This window comes from Limnohabitans sp. DM1 (assembly GCF_001269385.1).
Lineage (GTDB): Bacteria > Pseudomonadota > Gammaproteobacteria > Burkholderiales > Burkholderiaceae_C > Limnohabitans_A.
In genome coordinates this window covers 103,681-123,335 of sequence record NZ_CXOO01000014.1, presented here as the reverse complement: position 1 = coordinate 123,335, position 19,655 = coordinate 103,681, and the positions used below count along the sequence as shown (strand labels likewise).

15 protein-coding genes are annotated in these 19,655 nt (G+C 63.2%); 1 reads left to right on the top strand and 14 read right to left on the bottom strand.

Annotated elements, in window-relative coordinates:
• Window positions 1–119: 119 nt before the first annotated feature.
• Genes AMM33_RS05555 through AMM33_RS05535 form a run of 5 tightly spaced genes read right to left on the bottom strand, consistent with a single transcriptional unit; the run spans window position 120 to window position 9,250 of the window.
• Window positions 120–4,274, bottom strand: coding sequence for an O-linked N-acetylglucosamine transferase family protein (locus AMM33_RS05555; RefSeq protein ID WP_194945257.1), 4,155 nt, complete (start codon window positions 4,272–4,274; stop codon window positions 120–122).
• A 29-nt stretch (window positions 4,275–4,303) separates the two neighbouring features.
• Window positions 4,304–5,527 (bottom strand): glycosyltransferase family 4 protein, encoded by a 1,224-nt coding sequence (locus AMM33_RS05550; RefSeq protein WP_090139382.1) that lies wholly within the window; start codon window positions 5,525–5,527, stop codon window positions 4,304–4,306.
• 27 nt (window positions 5,528–5,554) lie between these two features.
• Window positions 5,555–6,286: a class I SAM-dependent methyltransferase gene (locus AMM33_RS05545; RefSeq protein ID WP_090139381.1), complete on the bottom strand. Its 732-nt coding sequence runs from the start codon at window positions 6,284–6,286 to the stop codon at window positions 5,555–5,557.
• Window positions 6,283–7,089 carry a glycosyltransferase gene (locus AMM33_RS05540; RefSeq protein ID WP_194945256.1) on the bottom strand — a complete coding sequence of 269 codons (807 nt, stop codon included), beginning with the start codon at window positions 7,087–7,089 and terminating at the stop codon, window positions 6,283–6,285. The genes AMM33_RS05545 and AMM33_RS05540 overlap by 4 nt, the downstream gene beginning before the upstream one ends.
• A complete protein-coding gene (locus tag AMM33_RS05535) occupies window positions 7,082–9,250 on the bottom strand; it encodes a glycosyltransferase family 4 protein (protein ID WP_090139379.1) in 2,169 nt (722 codons plus the stop codon). The genes AMM33_RS05540 and AMM33_RS05535 overlap by 8 nt, the downstream gene beginning before the upstream one ends.
• Before the next feature lie 186 nt (window positions 9,251–9,436).
• On the opposite strand from AMM33_RS05535, the gene dnaE reads away from it, so the two are divergent.
• On the top strand, window positions 9,437–13,003 hold the full coding sequence (gene dnaE, locus AMM33_RS05530; protein ID WP_090139378.1) for a DNA polymerase III subunit alpha: 3,567 nt from the start codon (window positions 9,437–9,439) through the stop codon (window positions 13,001–13,003).
• An 84-nt stretch (window positions 13,004–13,087) separates the two neighbouring features.
• On the opposite strand, the gene tolA is transcribed toward dnaE, so the two are convergent.
• Genes tolA through AMM33_RS05485 form a run of 9 tightly spaced genes read right to left on the bottom strand, consistent with a single transcriptional unit; the run spans window position 13,088 to window position 19,575 of the window.
• A complete protein-coding gene (gene tolA, locus AMM33_RS05525) occupies window positions 13,088–13,990 on the bottom strand; it encodes a cell envelope integrity protein TolA (protein WP_090139377.1) in 903 nt (300 codons plus the stop codon).
• A 10-nt stretch (window positions 13,991–14,000) separates the two neighbouring features.
• The gene (gene tolR / locus AMM33_RS05520; protein ID WP_090139376.1) at window positions 14,001–14,420 is read right to left on the bottom strand and encodes a protein TolR; all 420 of its coding nucleotides are present in this window, start codon (window positions 14,418–14,420) and stop codon (window positions 14,001–14,003) included.
• A gap of 10 nt (window positions 14,421–14,430) precedes the next feature.
• Window positions 14,431–15,129, bottom strand: a complete 699-nt coding sequence (gene tolQ / locus AMM33_RS05515) for a protein TolQ (protein WP_090139375.1) — start codon at window positions 15,127–15,129, stop codon at window positions 14,431–14,433.
• Window positions 15,126–15,575: a YbgC/FadM family acyl-CoA thioesterase gene (locus AMM33_RS05510; RefSeq protein ID WP_228767970.1), complete on the bottom strand. Its 450-nt coding sequence runs from the start codon at window positions 15,573–15,575 to the stop codon at window positions 15,126–15,128. Before AMM33_RS05510 ends, tolQ begins: the two co-directional genes overlap by 4 nt.
• Window positions 15,572–16,759: a pyridoxal phosphate-dependent aminotransferase gene (locus AMM33_RS05505; protein ID WP_090139374.1), complete on the bottom strand. Its 1,188-nt coding sequence runs from the start codon at window positions 16,757–16,759 to the stop codon at window positions 15,572–15,574. Before AMM33_RS05505 ends, AMM33_RS05510 begins: the two co-directional genes overlap by 4 nt.
• An 11-nt stretch (window positions 16,760–16,770) precedes the next feature.
• The gene (nusB, locus tag AMM33_RS05500) at window positions 16,771–17,304 is read right to left on the bottom strand and encodes a transcription antitermination factor NusB (RefSeq protein ID WP_090139373.1); all 534 of its coding nucleotides are present in this window, start codon (window positions 17,302–17,304) and stop codon (window positions 16,771–16,773) included.
• Window positions 17,301–17,810, bottom strand: coding sequence for a 6,7-dimethyl-8-ribityllumazine synthase (gene ribH, locus AMM33_RS05495; RefSeq protein ID WP_090139372.1), 510 nt, complete (start codon window positions 17,808–17,810; stop codon window positions 17,301–17,303). Before ribH ends, nusB begins: the two co-directional genes overlap by 4 nt.
• 2 nt (window positions 17,811–17,812) lie before the next feature.
• Window positions 17,813–18,940 carry a bifunctional 3,4-dihydroxy-2-butanone-4-phosphate synthase/GTP cyclohydrolase II gene (ribBA, locus tag AMM33_RS05490; RefSeq protein WP_090139371.1) on the bottom strand — a complete coding sequence of 376 codons (1,128 nt, stop codon included), beginning with the start codon at window positions 18,938–18,940 and terminating at the stop codon, window positions 17,813–17,815.
• The gene (locus AMM33_RS05485) at window positions 18,937–19,575 is read right to left on the bottom strand and encodes a riboflavin synthase (RefSeq protein WP_090139370.1); all 639 of its coding nucleotides are present in this window, start codon (window positions 19,573–19,575) and stop codon (window positions 18,937–18,939) included. The genes ribBA and AMM33_RS05485 overlap by 4 nt, the downstream gene beginning before the upstream one ends.
• Window positions 19,576–19,655: the final 80 nt, after the last annotated feature.

Genomic DNA, 19,655 nt, shown 5'->3' with positions numbered 1-19,655 from the left:
TGGGGGCCTGTGCCGAAGTCGACAAACGTTGGAGATAAAGCCACTGACCTGCGAATGCACGGAATTTGTAGGTCGGCGGCTTCAGCCCCGGCATGGCCCCTGCGCCGGAGCCCACCGTATCACACGTCGAAGGACTCGGGCGGGAGGCCTTGTTGTTGACGCTGGTCCATGCGCAGATAGGCCGCCTCCATGCGGGCGGCCAGGCGTTGGCCGTCAAACAGCTCGGCGCGGTGGGGGCTTTTGAGCACGCGCTGGCGCAAGGCGGCCAGTTGCCCGGGTTGTTGGCACAGGGCCAGGGCTTGGGCGCGGTATTCGGTCAGGTCGTGCGTGATCAGCTCGGGCAGGCCCAGCGTGCTGAGCAAGCTGGCACCCACGCGTGAGGCAAAGCTGCGTCCGCGCAGGGTCAGCACCGGCAAGCCCACCCACAAGGCGTCGCTGGCCGTGGTGTGGGCGTTGTAGGGGGCCGTGTCCAAAAACAGGTCGGCCAGGCGGTAGCGCGACAGGTGCATGGGCAGCGGGGCATAGCCTGCAAAGACCAGCCGTTCAGGCGCAATGCCCCGCGCTTGCGCCACTTGCCGCAGGGTGTCTTGCACTTGCCGGTTTTTGTCAAACAGCCACAGCACGGCTTGGGGCAAGTCGTGCAACAAGCCCAGCCAGGTGTCAAACACTTCGGGCTTGATCTTGAAGGTGCTGTTGAAGCAGCACAGCACCAGGGCATCGGCGGGCAGTCCTGCGGTTTGCCGACTGAAGCCGGGGCTGGCCACGGCTCTTTGGGTGTCGTTGGCCTGGTAGCAGCCGGGCAGGCGCACGACTTTTTCGCTGTAATGCGCCAGGTCTTCGGCTTGGATGACGTGGGTGTCGGCCACCACATAGTCCATCCACGGTGAACCCAGCGTGCCCGGAAAGCCGATGTAGCTGACCTGAAGGGGCGCGGCACGCCAGGCAAAAATCTGCGGCCGTCCTTGCCGGGTGTGGCCTTTGAGGTCCACGGCAATGTCGATGCCGTGCGTGCGCGCCAGCTCGGCAATTTGGCGTGCGCCCAGGTGATGGACTTGGTGAAAGTGTTCGATGCCGCGCACCAGGCGCTGGCGGTAAGCATGGTCTTTGGCATCAGGCCCAAAGCTGTAGGCAAACACCTCAAAGCGCTGGCGGTCATGTGATTCGAGCATCTGGGCCATCAGGTAGCTGGTGGCGTGGTCGTGCAGATCGGCCGAAAAATACCCGATGCGCAGGCGCTGGCCCGCAGGGCGGGGCGCTTGGCTTGCAGGGGGCCAGGGTATGGGTGTGATGTTTTGGCCGATTTGCGCCGATTCGAGTTCGCCCACCCGCCGTTGCAGCGCGGGGTCATCGCTCACGATGGTCATCAAAAACGGGTTGACCGGCACATCGCTGTGCTCGGCGGCGTGCAGCACCTGCGCCAAACGGGGGGTGTGGTGCTGCCAGTCGCCCACGCAGCGTTCGGCACGCATGAGGGCCGACAGGGCATGCACATTGTCCGGCGCAATGCGCAGGGTCTGCACATAGGCGTCTTTGGCCTCTTGGTCTTTGCCCAGCGAGGTGCAGCTGTGGCCGTATTGCAGCCAGGCGTCAAAGTTGTCCGGCTCTGCTTGCGCGGCTTGGAGGAACAAGTCCATGGCTTGCTGTGTTTGGCCCAGCTGTTCAGCGCCGTGTGCCTGCAAAAGCAGCACGTCGGCGGGCGGCGTGCCCGGCAACTTCAGCAGGCTTTGCCACCAGGGCAGGGCGGCGCTCAGGCGCCCCAACTCATCGAGGGTGATGGCGATGTTGGACAGGTAATAGGGGTTGGCAGGCTCCAGCTGGTGGGCGCGTTCGAAGTCGGCCAGGGCTTGGCTGGTGGGCAGGCCGTTTTCGCGCCCCAGCAGGCCGCGCAGGTTCAAGGCGTCAGCGGCATCGGGGGCCAGGCGCAGCGCCTCTTGCACGCTGGCTGTGGCGGGCACGGCTTGTTGCAGTGCCCAAAGCACCGAGGCTTGCTGGGTCCAGGCCTGTGCCTCAGAGGGTTGGCGCTTCACCCATTGCTGGCACACGGCCAAGGCCGCCTCGAGCTGGCCCATGCTGCGCAGGCAGCGCACATGTTTGAGCGGGTATTGGCTGTCTTGGGGGGCCTGCGTTTCCAGATGCGCCAGGTGCTGGCAAGCGGCGGCGACATCGCCCGACTGCTCCAGCGTCAGCGCCAGTTCATAGCGCAGGCGCTCATGCGTGGGGTCCAGCTGGTGGGCGCGCTGCAAGTCGGCCAGGCCTTGGGCGCGCAGGGCCGCGTCGGGCAGGCGCAAAGCGGTGTGGGCACGGGCCCGCCACAGGGCCGACTCTTGCGGGCGGGCCTTGAGCGCCGCATCAAACACGGCCAAAGCCAGCTGCGGCGGCCCCGAGGCCAGTAGCCCCAAGCTCAGGGTTTGCAGCTGGCTGGCCGTGGCTTGCGCCAGGTCGGTGGTCGCAGGCCGGGCTGGGGCCTGGGCTTGGGATGGCACAGGCGCTGAGCGGCTGGGTTCGCTGGCGGCAATGTCCATGGCCGCTGGGGCCAAGCCCGCTTGCCAGCGTTGCCACATGGCGCTGTAAGCGGCTTGCAGGTGGTGGCAAGTCAGGGCGGCGTCAAACAGCGGCAAGTGGGTGCGCTGCGTGTGCAGGTGGTCTTTGAGGCGCTGCAAACGGGCCGGGTCACGGGCCAGGTCAATGGCGCGCTGCACATACAAATCTGGCTGGTCCACAGCCAGCTCTTGCACCAGCGGGGCGCCGCCGGGCACTTGGCAGCCGTGCAGCAGCGAATAGGCGACGCGGCTGGAGAAGCTGCGCCCATAGCGGCTGAGCACGGGCAGGCCCATCCACAAGGCGTCGGCGGCGGTGGTGTGGGCGTTGACCGGAAAGGTGTCCAGAAACAGGTCGGCCCCGGCGTGCCTGGCCAGGTGCTCGGGCGTGGGCACTCGCGGGGCAAACAGCAAGCGGGCCGGGTCCACGCCCTGCTCGCGGGCTTGCTGGCGCAAATTGTTTTTGACCCAGTCATTGGCTTCGAGCAGCCACAGCACGCTGCCCGGTGTGGCCTGCAAGACCTGCATCCACTGGGCAAACAGCTCGGGGGTGATTTTGTAGCTGTTGTTGAAGCAGGCAAACACAAAGCCCTGTGTGCCGCTGCCGCGCTCGGGCAGGCCCAGCGCCTGGCGGCTGGTGGGTGGGGGCGCCACTTCGCGGGTGGGGTCGTTGGCCTGGTAGCTGTGCGGCAGGCGCACCAGGTGTTCGCTGTAGTGCACGCTGTCTTCGGGTGCGATGACATGTGCGTCGGCAATCAGGTAGTCCATATAGGATGCCCCCGAAGAGCCGGGGTAGCCCAGATAACTGACCTGAAGGGGGCAGGGCCGGTGCGCAAAAATGCCCAAGCGGTAATGGCTGGCAAAGCCCTTGATGTCCATGCAGATGTCGATTTGCTGGGCATGCAGCCACTGCGCCACCTGTTCGTCGCTCAGCGTGGAGATGTCGATGAAATGCTCGACCGCGTTGCGGATGCGTTGGTGCATGGCGTCTTGCAGCGGGCTCCACGACAAGGCAAAGATTTCAAACCGGCTTGTGTCATGCAAGGCCAGAACCTGGGCCAGCAGCACCGCCGTGGCGTGGTTGCAAAAGTCGTTGGACACATAGGCCACTTTGATGCGCGTATTTGTCCAGCGTTGGCCTTGCCACAAGGCTTGGGGTTTGGCGGGGTGGCGGTCGGCCACCAGGGTGCGGGCGCTGGTCAGGTGTTCGGCCGGATCGTCGCTGAAGCCTAAAAACTCAAACGGAAACGCTGCCGTGTGTCCGGCGTTCAGGGCCTGCTGCAAGGCCCGGGTTTGCGCGGCATCGTCGCGCCAGTCGGCCATCAGGCGGCGGGTGTAGGCCAGCCGCCCCATCACATAGGGGGCCAAGTGGGCTTGCCCGGCCGCGGCTTGCAGCCAGCGCTGCAGATGCTCGGCGGCCTGCTCATAACGCTGGGTGCGGTGCAGGAGTCCGGCCAGGTTTTCCAGCGCGTCAGCATGCAGGGGCTGGTGTTGCAGGGCTTGCCCAAAATAAGCCATGGCTTCTTCATGGCGTCCCATGCGCGAGAGCACGGCCCCCAGGGCGTTGAGGATTTCGGGGCTGCTCGGGGCCAGTTGACGGGCTTGCTCGAAGGTGGCGAGCGCCTGCGATCCATCGAGGCGTTTGTCGGCGTGCAGTTGCGCACCCAGCGCGAACAGGGCCTGGGCCTTGGCGAGGTCGGCGGGGCCCAAAGCAGGCAAAGGGGACGAAGAAGCCATAGGGAAAACAGGAGCCTGGGGTGGGGTTGTCATGTGGGCATGGGCATGCCGGTGATGATCTGGTGGTGGCGCGGCAGGCAAACCTTTTGATAGTCGTAGTGCTTGACCACATGCGCACGCGCAGCGCGGCGGATGTCTTTGACATCTTTCGGCCGGGCCAGCACATCACACACCTGGCGGGCAATGGCTTCGGGGTCAAAAAAGTCCACCAGCAGGCCGTTTTGACCATGGGTGATGACTTCTTGCACCGGCGGCGTGGCCGAGCCCACCACGCAGCAGCCCAGGCTCATGGCTTCGAGCATGGACCAGGACAGCACAAAGGGCACCGTCAGGTACACATGCACGGCCGAGACGCGCAGCATGTTGACCATGGTGGTGTAGGGCACCTGGCCGACAAAGTGCACCCGCGACAGGTCGATCTTGTCTTGCACCTCACGCAGGAACTGGGCCTTGTACCCCCCGCCTGTGGGCGGCGCCGGGCCATAGCTGACTTCGCTGCCGCCCAGCAAAATGACGCGGGCATTGGGGCGTTCGGACAAGATGTGGGGCAAGGACCGCATGAAGCTGTGGTAGCCGCGCATGGGTTCGAGGTTGCGGTTGATGAAGGTGATGATTTCATCGCCCATCTGGGCCTTGATGTTGTCGCGGCCCAGCTGTATCCAGGCGTCATCGCGGGGCGTGAGGCGGTGGGTTTCGATGCCGTCATGACAGACTTCGATGCGCTGGCGCAAAAACGCCGGGAACTGGCTGGCCTGCCATTCGGTGGGCGAGAGCCCCACGTCGGAGTCGACCAGCGACGAGGTCAGGTGCAAATTGCGCACATGGCAGCGCATCACGGCGTCCGGGGCGGCGGCAAATTCGGGGTCAAAGTCCACATCGCTGCCTTTGCCGTTGTAGAAATACTCGCAAAAACTGGTGATGCGGGCGTGCGGCGCCACCTGGCGCACCAGCATCATCTCGCCCCAACCGGCGTGGCCCACGATCACATCGGGTGTGAAGCCGTTTTTCATGAGTTGGCTCAGGGTGCGCGCCACCGCTTCGCCCCGGATGACGGCCGCCTCGGTCGAGGGCAGCCAGGGGTGGATGCCTTTGCTGGACCCCCGGGCGTTGTCATAGCTGACGTTGGGGATGCCCTGGATGGTGGTTTCTTTGCGGCTGGAGATGGCCATGACCTCGTGGCCCAGCTTGGCCATGGAGGGTGCCAGCGCCCGGTATTGGCCGGGAAAGTTCTGATGGATAAAGAGGATTTTCATCGTCGGCACGGGCGGCGGCTTGCGCGCTCAACCCAGTTTGGATTTGAGGAACTTGGCGTCCATGAAGGCCGGGTTGCTGATCGGGCCTTCAAAGCCGGTGGCCAGGCTCATGGGTGGGTTTTTGCGGCGTTTTTCCATGACGATGACCGAGTCAAACACCGAGATCGAATACAGGTGATTGCACAGGTAGTTTTTGGCAATGGCCTCATCGCTTTGGTGGTACCAGCCGTGCATGTCGTCGATCATGCCTTTGACAAACTCGTGAAAGGTGCCGGGTTTTTTCAGGCCCCCGCCGAGCTTGGACAGGTAGCTGCTGTGGGTGTCTTCACAGATGTAGAGCCCCCCATCGCTGAGCGCCGGAAACAGCTCGATGAAGGTGGTGATTTGCTGCTCCATGGTGTGGCCGCCGTCATCGAGCACGATGTCCAGCTGCGGGTGTTTTTGCTTGAAGCCCGCCCAAAAGTCCCGGCTCGCCTGGTCACCGATCCAGACTTCCAGGCCTTCTTTTTCGAGCGCTTTGCAACGTGGGTCGATGTCCAGCCCGATGTAGTGGAAGCTACCCTGCGTGAAGTATTGGTTCCACATCTGGGCGCTGCCGCCGTTCTGGATGCCGATCTCCAGGAACTTCAGGTTTTCCTGCTGGCGGTAGGGCGCCAGGCACCGGTGATAGATCTCAAAGTAATGCGTCCATTTGTGAATGGCCCGCTGGTTGTTGTTGATGAAGTAGTTCAACAAGGGGTTGTCGGCAAGGGGCTTCATGGGGTGCTCTTGTCTGCGGCCAGTGTGTTCGGGGCTGCGGGGTTGGGGTCGGCTTTGTCCGCTTTCTGGCTGGCTTGGGGCCAATGCATTTGACGGTAGATTTTGTAAGCGGCCTTCCAGGCGTCCGAGCGGTAGTCGCCCGCGCTGTAATGGGTGATGGCAATCGGCCAGACCCCCAGACGCAAACCGGCGCGGTGCGCGAGCAGGCAAAAGTCCAGGTCGTAGAGGTGAAAAGCCAGCTCCGGGGCAAACTGCACATGGGCTTCTTGCAAGGTGCCTGCACGCGCAGCGATGAAGACGCCGTCCAGCAAGCGGGCGGCCGCACGCGTGGGGCCATACAGGCTGAAGCCGTTGGTGTGTTTGGGGGTGATGTGGTTGAGCCCGCCCAGCAGTTTGTGCGGCAAGTCCCAGGTGCCCATTTTTTCAGCAAAGGCCCAGGCGCCCTGGCCGGGCTTGACCCCTTGGTTGCCCGCCACGCCGACCACATCGAACACGGCCAAGGCTTCCAGCAGGCGCTCAACCAAGCAGAAATCATCGAGTCTGACGTCGTCGTGCACGAACACCAGCAGGCTGTCGGGGCGGCTTAAGGCAATGGCCTTGTTGTAGTGGGTGGCCAGGGGGCTGAGGTTGTGGCTGGCCAGCTCCAGCCGAAATGCTACGCCCCGGCGCTGCAATTCGGTCAGGGACAGGCCCAGGGGCGCTTGTGTCCAGAAATCTGCTGTGCTCAGGCGTGTGGCGCAGACAAACACCAGCTCACCAGCGGGCTTTTCGGGAACCCCCAAGGCGGGGAATGTGTCAGCCACGGGGCACCTCCTGGGCTTGGGTGTGAAGGGGCGCAGGGCTCAAGGCGACAGCCCAGTCGCCTGTGGGCAGTTGGCCGTTTTGCGCCACTTGCAGCAAAGCCGCATGCAAGCGGGCCGAGTCAGCGGGCCAGCTCCTGTCTTCGCAGGCGTTCATTGCCGTGAATGCGGCCAGCAGGTCGTGGCGTATGGCCAGCGCGTGCTGCGAGAGTTTGACCAGCGCGAATCGCGCAAAGGCATCGTGCAGGCGTTCGATCAGCCAGAAGTCATGCAGCGTCTCTTGGGGCGCGAGCAGCACCGCATGCCCGCCGCACTGCTGAATCTGGTGCAGCTGTTCTTGCAAGGTGCCGGGCGTCAGGTTCAGCACGCAGCGCTTGTCAGCCAGCAGCCTTTGGATGTCCCCTTGCGCGGCATGCTGTTTGTCGCCTGCGATCAGGTGCACGCTGCGCAAAGCGCTCTCTGGTGCCGGTGGCTGCGTGCTGGCCTGCCCGATTTTGATCAGCCAGGCCGCCAGGCGCAGGCTTTGGGGGCGGCTCAGTTGCTGGGTCTGGCCCCAGTGCTGGATGCTTTGAGGCAGCTCCGGGTGCAGCGCCTGTGTGCCTTTGGCTACCTGATCGGGGCTTGCAATCCAGTGCTGGGCCAGAAAGCTCCACATGCTCCACTGGCGTGCGCTTTGCGCGGCGGACGCTGCCGCCTTGCCGGTGTACACGCCAGTAGCCGGTGCCCGGTACAGGGGGGTGTCGGGTGTCAGGCGCTGGGTGGGGTAGTGGCGAAACAGGTCAGCCGGGCTCAGTTGCGCCGCATGCAGGCGGGGCAGTCTGGGGCCTCGGTGCTGCGCCAGGCGGGCTGTTTGTTCGGTCCACAGGGCGTCGTACTGCGCCACCACGCCAGCCCAGTCGTACTGCTGGCGCACATGCGCTTGACCGGCGGCGCCCATTTGCTGGCGCAGATCGGGCCGGGTGACCAGGGTTTGCAGGGCCTGCACGGTCAGCTCCACGTCCACCGCCGTCACGGCTTGCATGTGGCCGATGTAATGGTCGTAATTGAGCTGCTCGCTGGCAAAGCGCTGCTCAATGCGGTCAAGCCCCGATGGCCCCGGCATTTGGGTGGGGATCAAAAAGCCATGCTGGCCGTGCTGCAAGGTTTCGCGGTAACCGTCCCAGTCACTCAGGATGCAAGGCAGCCCTGCCGCCATGGCTTCGATGGGGGTCAGCCCGAAGGTTTCCTGAATGTTGTCCGACAGCGAGCAAAACACGTCGGCCGCAGCCAGGCTGCGCTGGAGGGCGTGGGGCTTGCGGCCGTCCAGGCGCTGCACCTGCACGTTGTGCTGCAAGGCCACTTCATTGAAGGCTTTTTCAGTGGCTTCGTTGGCAAACCAGCCGCATTCCAGAATGCGGATGCGTTGGCCGGTGCGCACCGCTACCTCGGCCGCAGCGCGGTACAGGGCCACCGGGTTGGCCTTGGCATGAAAGCTCAGGCGCCCCACAAACAAGACCACCAGATCCTGCGGCGAAAAACCCAGCGTGGTGCGGGCCGCCAGCCGGTCCGCAGGGCTGAAGGCAAAGTCCTGGGTGTGCACGCCCAGGGGAATGATGGGCAGGCCGGGCAATTCGGGCTGGCGCTCAAACCTGCCAAAGCGGCGCTGCAACACGGCTTTTTCCACCCGCCAGATGCGCTCCACCGCCGTGCGCACCGACTGCGAGGTGCAGATCAGGGCATCGCTTGGGCGGGTCGGGGTGCGCACATAGTCGGCCAGTTGCTGCATGACATGGGCCGAGCTGATGGTGTGGGTCACGCCGCTGAACACCAGGTGGTCCAGGCGCCAGGCGCTGCGCTGACTCAGTTGCAGATTGGCCAGCGGGGCGGGCATGTGCAGCACATCCAGCGCGGCCCACTGAGCAGGGGCGTTCAGGTCCAGACAGGGCACAGGGGCGGGCGCGGCTTCTTTGGCAGTGAGCGACTTGACCACCGCCTGCACCGCTTCGCGGGGTTTTCCGGCAGGGGTGACCAGGGTGATGCGTTCACGCAGATCGGGGTTTTGCAGGCAGGCTTTGAGGAAGCCATGCCCTGCAGACTGCCTGCCCATCAGCTTGGGGGTGTCCATGGACACGGCATCTTCGGTCATGATCAAACCGATGCGCGGCTTTTTTTGATTTTTGGGCATTTGAAAAATTTGAAAATGAATTCAAAAGCGGATACGAAAGCGGGTATGGGTGTCGTATCTGTCAGAACATTGTCTCATTGAAAATGGGTAGAGCCAGATGCGGATCGACTAGGCCAGCTTGAGTCTGCGGGAGTCTGACTATCGGCGCCGCCTGGACCAGGGCGACGGCATCTAAAATGGCCTGCTATGTTTGTTCACCTGCGCCTTCACTCCGAATTTTCCGTCGTTGACTCCACCTGCCGCATTGACGAAGTGCTCAAGGCGGCGGCCAAAGACGGCCAGCCCGCTTTGGGCCTGACCGACCTGAATAACCTGTTTGGCGGGGTCAAGTTCTACAAGGAAGGCCGGGGCAAAGGCGTCAAGCCGGTTCTGGGTGCAGAAATCAACCTTGAAGGCCTGGGCGGGGACCTGGGGGTCATCAGCCGTGTGGCCTTGCTGGTGCAAAACCACCAGGGTTACCTGAACATTTGCGAACTGCTGGCTCGGGCCTGGACCCAAAACGTGGTCAAAAACGTGGCAGTGGTCAAGCTGGCCTGGCTCAAGGAGCTGGCCGAAGGCCTGATTCTCATGTCTGGCGCGCAGGCCGGCCCCGTGGGGCAGGCCCTGGTGCAAGGCGACAGCGACAAGGCCGCCGATGTGGCGCTGCAATTGGCGTCCATTTTTCCGCACCGTTTTTATCTGGAACTGCAGCGCGCAGGCCGCCCCGAAGACGAGCCGCAAGTGGCAGGCGCGGTGGCTTTGGCGGCCCGCTTGCATTTGCCCGTGGTGGCCACGCACCCGGTGCAGTTTTTGTCGACCGAAGACTACGAAGCCCACGAGGCGCGGGTGTGCATTTCCGAGGGCGAAATCCTGGCCAACCCGCGCCGGGTACGGCGGTTCACCCGGGATCAGTATTTCAAGTCCTCGCAAGAGATGTGCGACTTGTTTGCCGATGTGCCCAGCGCCATTGCCAACACGCTGGAAATTGCCAAGCGCTGCAACCTGACGCTGGTGCTGGGCAAGCCGCAGTTGCCGAACTTTCCGATCCCGCCTGTGAATGGCGTGGTCATGTCGGTGGACGACTATTTCCGTCACGTCTCGTTTGAAGGCCTGGAAGAACGCCTGCGACACCTCTACCCCGACGAGGCCAAACGCGATGCAGAACGCCCGCGCTATGTGGAGCGGCTGGAGTTTGAGCTGGGCACCATCTTGAAGATGGGCTTTCCGGGCTACTTCCTGATCGTGGGTGACTTCATCCAGTGGGCCAAGGCCAACGGCTGCCCTGTCGGCCCGGGCCGGGGCTCGGGTGCGGGCTCGCTCGTGGCCTATGCGCTCAAGATCACCGACCTGGACCCGCTGCAATACAGCCTGCTGTTCGAGCGCTTTTTGAACCCCGAGCGGGTGTCCATGCCCGACTTCGACATCGACTTTTGCCAGGGCAACCGGGACCGGGTGATCGACTATGTGAAGGACAAATACGGGCGCGATGCGGTTAGTCAGATCGCCACCTTCGGCACCATGGCCGCGCGTGCGGCGATCCGCGACGTGGGCCGTGTGCTGGACATGAGCTATACCTTTTGCGACGGCATCAGCAAGCTGATTCCCAACAAGCCGGGCATGTCGGTCACGCTGCAATACCCGCCCGCCACGCCCAAAGAAGGCGACAAAAACAATTACGCGATTGCGATGGAGCCGATCCTGGCCGAGCGCATTGAGCGCGAAGAGGATGTGAAGACCCTGATCGAGCTGGCGCAAAAGCTCGAAGGCATGACGCGCAACGTGGGCATGCACGCCGGTGGCGTGCTGATCGCGCCGGGTAAGCTGACCGACTTTTGCCCGCTGTATCAGCAGCCCGGCAGCGAATCGGCGGTGAGCCAGTACGACAAGGACGACGTGGAAGCGGCGGGTCTGGTCAAGTTCGACTTCTTGGGCCTGGCCACGCTCACCATTTTGGAGATCGCCCGCGAATTCATCATGAAGCGCCACAAGGGCCAGGAAAACTTCGCCTTTGAAAACATCCCGCTGGACGATGCGCCGACTTACAAATTGTTTTCGGACGGCAAGACCGAAGCCGTGTTCCAGTTTGAAAGCCGCGGCATGCAGGGCATGCTGCGCGACGCACGGCCCAGCCGCCTGGAAGACCTGATTGCGCTCAACGCCTTGTACCGCCCGGGGCCTATGGACCTGATCCCCAGCTTTGTGGCCCGCAAGCACGGGCGTGAAGTGGTGGAATACCCGCATCCGGCGGTGGCCGAGATGCTGTCTGAGACCTACGGCATCATGGTTTACCAAGAGCAGGTGATGCAGACCGCGCAGATTCTGGGCGGTTACTCGCTGGGCGGCGCGGACTTGCTGCGCCGCGCCATGGGCAAGAAGAAGGCCGAAGAAATGGCCGAGCACCGCGAGAAGTTCCGCGCGGGGGCACTGGCCACCCACGGCATTGCGCAGGACAAGGCCGACGAAGTCTTTGACCTGATGGAAAAATTTGCGGGGTATGGCTTCAACAAGTCGCACGCGGCTGCGTATTCATTGCTGGCCTATCACACCGGCTGGCTCAAGGTGCACTACACCGCCGAGTTCTTTTGCGCCAACATGACGGTGGAAATGGACGACACCGACAAGCTCAAGGTGCTCTACGAAGACGCTTTGAAGTTCGGCATCACCTTCGACCCGCCCGATGTGAACCGGGGCACGCATCGCTTCGAGCCGGTGACCGACAAAATCATCCGCTATGGCCTGGGCGCCATCAAGGGCACGGGCCAGCAGGCCATTGAAGCCATCGTGGCCGCCCGCAACGAAGGCGGCCCCTTCACCAGCCTGTTTGACTTTGCCGTGCGGGTGGACCGCTCGCGCATCAACAAACGCACGGTGGATGCGCTGATCAAGGCCGGGGCCTTTGACTCGCTGCAGATGAACCGTGCGGCGCTGTCGGCCAGCATCGACAAGGCCTTTGAATTTGCCAGCGCCACAGCGGCCAACGCCAACCAGGGCGGGCTGTTTGACATGCTGGGCGACGACTCGCATGGCTCCAGCACGCAAGAGCCTGACTTGGCCAATGTGATGCCCTGGGGCATCAAAGAGCGGCTGACCTTTGAGAAAACCGCCGTGGGCTTTTACCTGTCGGGCCATTTGTTCGATGCGGTCGAGCGCGAGGTGCGCCAGTTTGCCCGCCGCAAGATCGACGACCTGATCGACAGCCGGGAGTCCATGGTGCTGGCGGGCATCGTGAGCGACTTGCGCATCATCAACGGCCAGCGCGGCAAAGTGGCGATCTTCAAGCTCGACGACAAATCGGGCGTGATGGAGGCTACTGCCGACGAGGGTCTGATCAATTCAGCCAAACATTTGCTCAAGGACGACGAGCTGATCATCGTCACGGCCAAAATGCAGGCCGACCGTTTTTCAGGCGGTTTTCGCCTCAAGATGGAACAAATCATGGACCTGGGGCAGGCCCGTTGCCGCTATGGCAAATTCCTGCGCGTGACCGTCAATGGCCGTGCGCCCGATGTGGCCCGCCTGGTCAAGGAATTCCCGGCTCAGCGCGAAGAAACCGAACAGGGCGAACTGGTGCGCGGCCTGCCCGTGCGCCTGACGCTGGAGCGTCGCAGCGACACCGTAGGCGCCCGCGCCGAGCTGGCGCTGGGCGAGCAAGCTCGCTTCTTCCCCTCTGACGCCGCATTGGCCAGCTGGATGACCCAAGCCGACCAAGGCCAGGCCGCCATCGTCTACGAAGACAACCACCCCATGCTGAACCTGCGCACCGTTTCGCAATAAAACCTGGCGGCCCGCGCCCTTGTTGGGGTCTTCGACCACCGACCTACAGGATGCCGCTTGCCTTTGATGGGGCAACTGCCCCGCTCAATCTTGCGGCCTGAAGCCCAGGATGATGATGGGGGGCACGCGGCCATCGGTGTCTTTGGGCAGGATCTCGGTTTTGTCGATGGCGCGCAGCACGGCGTCGTCCCAGGCTTTGTTGCCGCTGCTTTGGACGATGCGGCGGCTCGTGATGGTGCCGTCGGAGCTGACTCTGACTTCGACTTCGGCGCGTGGGTTGCCCACCACATCGCCGGGGTAGGTGATGTTGGGTTTGATGCGGCCCACCAAGCGGCCCGCATAGCTGGCCGAGGGGCTGGATGATTTGAGGGCCGAGCCTGTGGCGTTTTCGCCGCCTGAAGCACCGGCCATGCCTTGCATGCGTTTGAGGTTTTCCTGGCGCAGGGCGTCGGCGCGGGCTGCATCGGCTTTTTCAGCAGCCTTTTTCTTGTCGCGTTCTTTTTCTCTTTCTTTCGCGGCTTTGTCTTTTTCCGCTTTCTCTTTGGCGGCTTTTTCTTCTTTTTCGCGCTGCAGGCGTTGCTGTTCAGCCTTGGCCTTGGCGACTTTTTCCTTTTCAGCTTTTTCGGTTTCTTTCTTTTTTTCGAGTTGTTTTTGCTTGTCGAGCGCAATTTGGGCTTCGCGCCGCTCGATGGCGGGGTCGGGCGCTGGCGGCGGCGGTGGGGTGGGCTTGGCTTTGGGCGTGGCCGGCTTGAGTTCGGGCTCGGGCTCGGGTGGGGGCTCTTGCAGTTTGGGGGCGGCCTCTTGGGGTGTGGCGGACCACAGTTCGGCTTGCGCTTGCACGGTTTGGGGTTGGGTTTTCCAGGCGGTGGCCAGGCCCAGGGCCAGGAACAGCAGCGCGTGCACCAGGCCTGCAGTGAGCCATGCTCTGCCCGCGCCGGGCTGAGGGGGCGGTGCAAATTCGAGGTGCGGGGCTGCCTTGGCGTTCAAAACCGAATCCTCAAGGGGCCAACTGGACCGACAGGCCCACACGGGCAATGCCAGCGCGTTGCAGGCTGTCCATGACTTTGACGACGGTTTCGTATTTCACGTTGCGGTCGGCGCTGATGACAACGGCAGTGTTTTGCTCGTCGCCCATCAGGCGCTGCACGCTGGCCGCCACGCTGTTCAGGGTGGCGCTGTCGGTTTTGCCGTCGCTGACCAGCTCCAGGCGTTCGTCTTTCTGGATGGTGATTTGAATGACTTTGTCGGGCTGCTTGGCGGCTTTGCCCACGCTGGGCAGGTCCACCATGCTGGGCGTGATCATGGGGGCCGTGACCATGAAGATGATGAGCAGCACCAGCATCACGTCGATGAAGGGCACCATATTGATTTCGGCGATGGTGCGGCGACCACGGCCCCGGGATGACACAGCGGGCATGTCGGTCCTTTCAGTGGCCGGAGGCCGAGCCACTGGTGCCGCCCAGGCTGCGTTGCAGGATGTTGGAGAACTCTTCGATGAAGGTTTCCAGCTTGATGGCTATGCGGTCTACATCGTGCGAGAAGCGGTTGTAGGCGAGCACCGCCGGGATCGCGGCAAACAGGCCAATGGCGGTGGCGACCAGTGCTTCGGCGATGCCCGGTGCCACCACCGCCAGCGTGACTTGCTGCAAGCTGGCCAGCCCGGTGAAGGCGTGCATGATGCCCCACACGGTGCCAAACAAGCCCACGTAGGGCGAGATCGAACCCACCGAAGCCAGGAAAGCCAGTTGCGATTCGGCCACATCCATTTCGCGCTGGAAGCTGGCCCGCATGGCGCGGCGTGCGCCGTCCAGCAAGGTGCCCGCGTCGGTGATGCGGCGCTCGCGCAGTTTTTGGTATTCGCGCATGCCGCTGGCAAAAATGCGTTCCATGGGGCCGGACAGCTTGGCGTTCTGGCTGGCGGCATTGAACAGCTCGTTGAGGCTGGTGCCCGACCAAAACACACGCTCAAACTCTTCGTTCAGGTTTTTGATGCGTTTGATAGCCGTGAGCTTGCGCACGATGGCGGCCCAGCTGGCCACCGAGATGCTGAGCAAAATGAGCACCACCAGTTGCACGACAAAACTGGCGTGCAACAGCAGCGAGACGATGGACATGTCTTGGTTCATTTCAGGGCTTCCAGAACAGGGACCGGGATGCGGCCGGGTTTCAAGGTGTGGCTGTCGACCCAGCCCAGGCGAATCGTGCCTTCGGCCAGGAGTCGGTCAGCTTGGCCCAATGTGCGCAGGTAGGCACGCTGGGCAATGGTCAGGCTGGCTTTGCCGCCGGTTTGCAGCTCGGCGGTCACGACCAGGGTGTCATCCAGCCGGGCGGGCGAGTGGTATTTGACGGCAGTTTCAGACACGACAAACATGCCGCCCGATTGGTCGCGCAGCACTTGCTGGCCAAAGCCCAAGGCGCGCAGCCATTCGGTACGGGCCCGCTCAAAAAACTTGAGGTAGTTGGCATAAAACACGATGCCGCCCGCGTCGGTGTCTTCCCAGTAGATGCGGATGGGGTGTTCAAAAACGCTGGGGATGATGCGCTGTTCGGTCATGAGGCTGGTGCTGTTCATGGCTGCAACCAGGCTTTCAGGCGGGCGATGGCGGTTTGCAATTCGGCCATCGAGTTGGCGGTGGAAAAGCGCACAAAGCGCGCAGTTTGGTCGGTGCCAAAGTCGCGTCCCGGCGTGATGGCCACATGGGCGTTTTCCAGCGCGGCAAAGGCGAAGTCCCAACTGTCTTTGAGGCCCAGCTTTTGGCAGGCGGCGCTGCAGTCGGCCCAGGCGTAAAACGCGCCATCGGGCGCCACAGGCACCGTGAGGCCCAACTCGTTCAGTGCCGGGATGAAGTAGTCACGCCGCGCCTTGAATTCGGCCCTGCGGCGTTCGTATTCCGCCAGGCTCTCGGGCTCAAAGCAGGCCAGGGCCGCTTGTTGCGCCACGGTGCTGGCGCAAATGAACAGGTTTTGTGCCAAGCGCTCCAGCACGGGTGTCAGCTGCTCAGGCACCACCAGCCAGCCTAAGCGCCAGCCGGTCATGTTGAAGTATTTGCTGAAGCTGTTGATGCTGATGACGTCATCGCCCAGGGCAAGGGCACTTTGGCCGAACTGGTCGTCGTGGCTCAGGCCGAGGTAAATCTCGTCGATCAGCGTGATGCCGCCGTGGCTGCGCACCACATCGATGATGCGGGCCAGCTCGGCCGGGTCAATTGAGGTGCCTGTGGGGTTGGAGGGCGATGCCAGCAAGACGCCTCGGGTGTTGCCCCCCCAAGCGGTGGCCACTTTGGCAGCGCTCAATTGAAAGCGCTCTTCGGCAGTGGTGGGCAGCAAGACCGCAGTGCCTTCTGCTGCACTCACAAAGTGGCGGTTGCAGGGGTAGCTGGGGTCAGGCATGAGGATTTCATCGCCCCGGTCAATCAGAGCCATGCAGGCCAGTTGCAAAGCCGCCGACGCACCCGCGGTGACCACGATGCGGCTGGCGGGCACTTGGATGCCAAAACGCTGCGTGTACCAGCCGCTGATGGCTTGGCGCAGGGCGTCCAGGCCCAGCGCGGGGGTGTATTGGGTTTGGCCAGAGGCGACCACGGCCTGCGCAGCGGCTTGCACGCGGGGTGGGGCGGTGAAGTCGGGTTCGCCAATGTTCAGAAACACCACGGGCCGGTCGGTGTGCGCGACCTCGCGGGCTTTTTGCGAAGCGGCCTTGGCCACTTCCATGACCCAAAAGGGCTCGATCCGCTCGGCTCGCTCAGAGATGCGCATGGTGTGGGCTTTTATTTGGCGCGGCCGGATTGGCGGTCGGCCTGCACTTCGGCGCTGCGCAATTCAGGGGCCAGGCCGTTCAGCACGGCGTTCACGTATTTGTGCCCGTCGGTGCCGCCAAAGTCCTTGGCCAGCTCGATGCATTCGTTGAGCACCACACGCCAGGGCACGTCCAGGCAGTGCTGCATTTCGTAAACGCCAATCCACATGATGGCCCGCTCAACGGGCGAGATTTCGGCAAAGCTGCGGTCCAGCTTGGGCGCGATCAGGGCGTCAAGGGCCTGGGCTTGCTCGACGCAGCCGTACAGCAGGGCGTCATAGTGGGCCGAGTCGGCTTTGTGAAAACCCGACAAATCACGTGTAAAGACATCGATGTCTGCCGCTTCGTTGCGACCCACCAAGTGCTGGTACAGCGCCTGCAGGGCGAATTCGCGCGAGCGGCTGCGGGCTGGTTTGGCGGACGACTTGCGCGTGCCAGCTACTGGGGCTGGGGCAGGCTTTTGGCCTGCGTCTGTGGTGCCCGGTGTGGAGGTGGCTTCGGTCATCGGGTGGTCTCTTCGTCGTCCAGATCATCGGCCAGCTCGGCCATGTCGGCCGACAGGTCGTCCATGATGCAGGCCATCTCGACCGCCACGCGGGCCGCATCGCGACCTTTTTCGGTCTGGCGCACGATGGCTTGTTCGAGGTTTTCGGTGGTCAAGATGGCATTGGCGATCGGCAGGTTGTAGTCGAGTGCCACGCGGCTCACGCCCGCACCGGATTCGTTGGCCACCAGCTCAAAGTGGTAGGTCTCGCCACGGATGATGCAGCCCAGCGCGATCAGCGCGTCGTACTCGGCCCGCTCGGCCATGGCCTGCAGGGCCACGGGCACTTCCAAGGCACCGGGCACCATGACGTGGTCGATGCTGGTCACGCCCAAGGCTTCGAGCTCTGCGATGCAGGCTTTGGCCAGGGCGTTGGTGATGTCTTCGTTGAAGCGGGCTTGCACGATGCCGATGTGCAGAAATTGGCCGTCGAGTTCTTCGGCCTGGCCTTTGTTGGCTTCGAGCATGTTTATTCCTTGGGGATGTAAGCGGTGATTTCGAGGCCGTAGCCGGTCATGCTGGGCATGCGGCGGGGTTGGCCCATGAGGCGCATTTTGTGCACGCCGCATTCGCGCAAAATTTGTGCGCCCACGCCATAGGTGCGCAGGTCCATCTTGCCGCGCTCGGGCGCTTGGGCCGAGCGGGCGCGGCCTTCAAACTGTGCCAGCAATTGGTCTGCCGACTCGCCGCAGTTGAGCAGCACCGCCACGCCACAGCCTTGGGCGTTGATGTAGCTGAGGCTGGCGTCCAGACCCCAGGAATGCATGGCGCGGTTGACTTCCAACGCGTCGAGCACCGACAGCGGCTCGTGCACGCGCACGGCCACTTCCGCGTCGGCCGACCATTGGCCTTTGACCAGGGCCAGATGCACGGTTTGGCTGGGCTGGTCGCGAAAAGCGTGGGCGGTGAATTCGCCGTGCGCGGTTTGCAGTGTGCGGCTGCCAATGCGCTCGACGAGTGATTCGTTGCGGCTGCGGTACTCGATCAGGTCGGCGATGGTGCCGATTTTCAGGCCGTGCTCGGCCGCGAAGATTTGCAGATCGGGCAGGCGGGCCATGGTGCCGTCGTCCTTCATGATCTCGCAGATCACAGATGAGGGGCTGCAGCCAGCCATGGCGGCCAGGTCGCAACCGGCTTCGGTGTGGCCGGCACGCATGAGCACGCCGCCATCCACCGCTTGCAGCGGGAAGATGTGGCCGGGTTGCACCAGGTCGGTGGGCTGGCTGGTCTTGGCCACGGCCGCTTGCACCGTGCGGGCACGGTCGGCGGCCGAGATGCCGGTGGTCACGCCTTCGGCGGCTTCAATCGACACGGTAAACGCCGTGCTGTAGACGGTGCCGTTGCGGGCCGCCATGGGCGGGAGCTTCAAGAATTCGCAGCGCTCGCGTGTGAGCGTGAGGCAAATCAAACCCCTGCCAAAGCGGGCCATGAAGTTAATGGCTTCTGGGGTGACGTGGTCAGAGGCCAGGACCAGATCGCCTTCGTTTTCGCGGTCTTCTTCATCGACCAGGATCACGATGCGGCCTGCTTTCATCTCGGCCACGATCTCTTCGACGGGCGAGATCGCCACGGGTGTCAATTGCGCTGGGGCGTTCATGCGGGGTCTTTCTGGATCAGGCCTGCGCTGAGCATGCGCTCCACGTAGCGGGCCACGGTGTCGATTTCGAGGTTGACCCGGCTGCCTGCTTTCAGGCTGCCGAGGGCGGTGTTGTCCACGGTGTGGGGAATCAGGTTGATGCTGACCTCGCAGCCATCGGCCAGATCTGTAACGCGGTTGACGGTGAGGCTCACCCCGTTGACGGTGATCGAGCCTTTGTAGGCCAGGTATTTGGCCAGCGCGAGCGGGGCCAGAATGCGCAACTCCCAGCTTTCACCGATCTGCTCGAAATGGCTGATTTGGCCCACACCGTCGACATGGCCGGACACGATGTGCCCGCCCAAACGGTCGTGGGCGCGCAACGCTTTTTCGAGGTTGACGGTGCCTTGCTGGTCCAAGCCACTGGTTTTATCCAGTGATTCGGCCGAGATGTCGATGGTGAACTGACGGCTCTCGGGGCTGAAGGTGGTGACGGTCATGCAAGCGCCGTTGAGGGCGATGCTGTCGCCCAGGCCCACATCGTCAAGGTACCCGGCGGGGGCCTCGATGGTGAGGCGCTTGCCGTGGTGTAAAGAGCGACCCAGGTCGTGGGTGGCGACGATTCGCCCCACGCCGGTGATGATTCCGGTGAACATAGCTGTCTATTTTCGCAGGTAAAGAGGTTGAATCGGCTGGTGGTGCAAGAAAAATGCACCCATTCCAGGGTTTCAGGCGC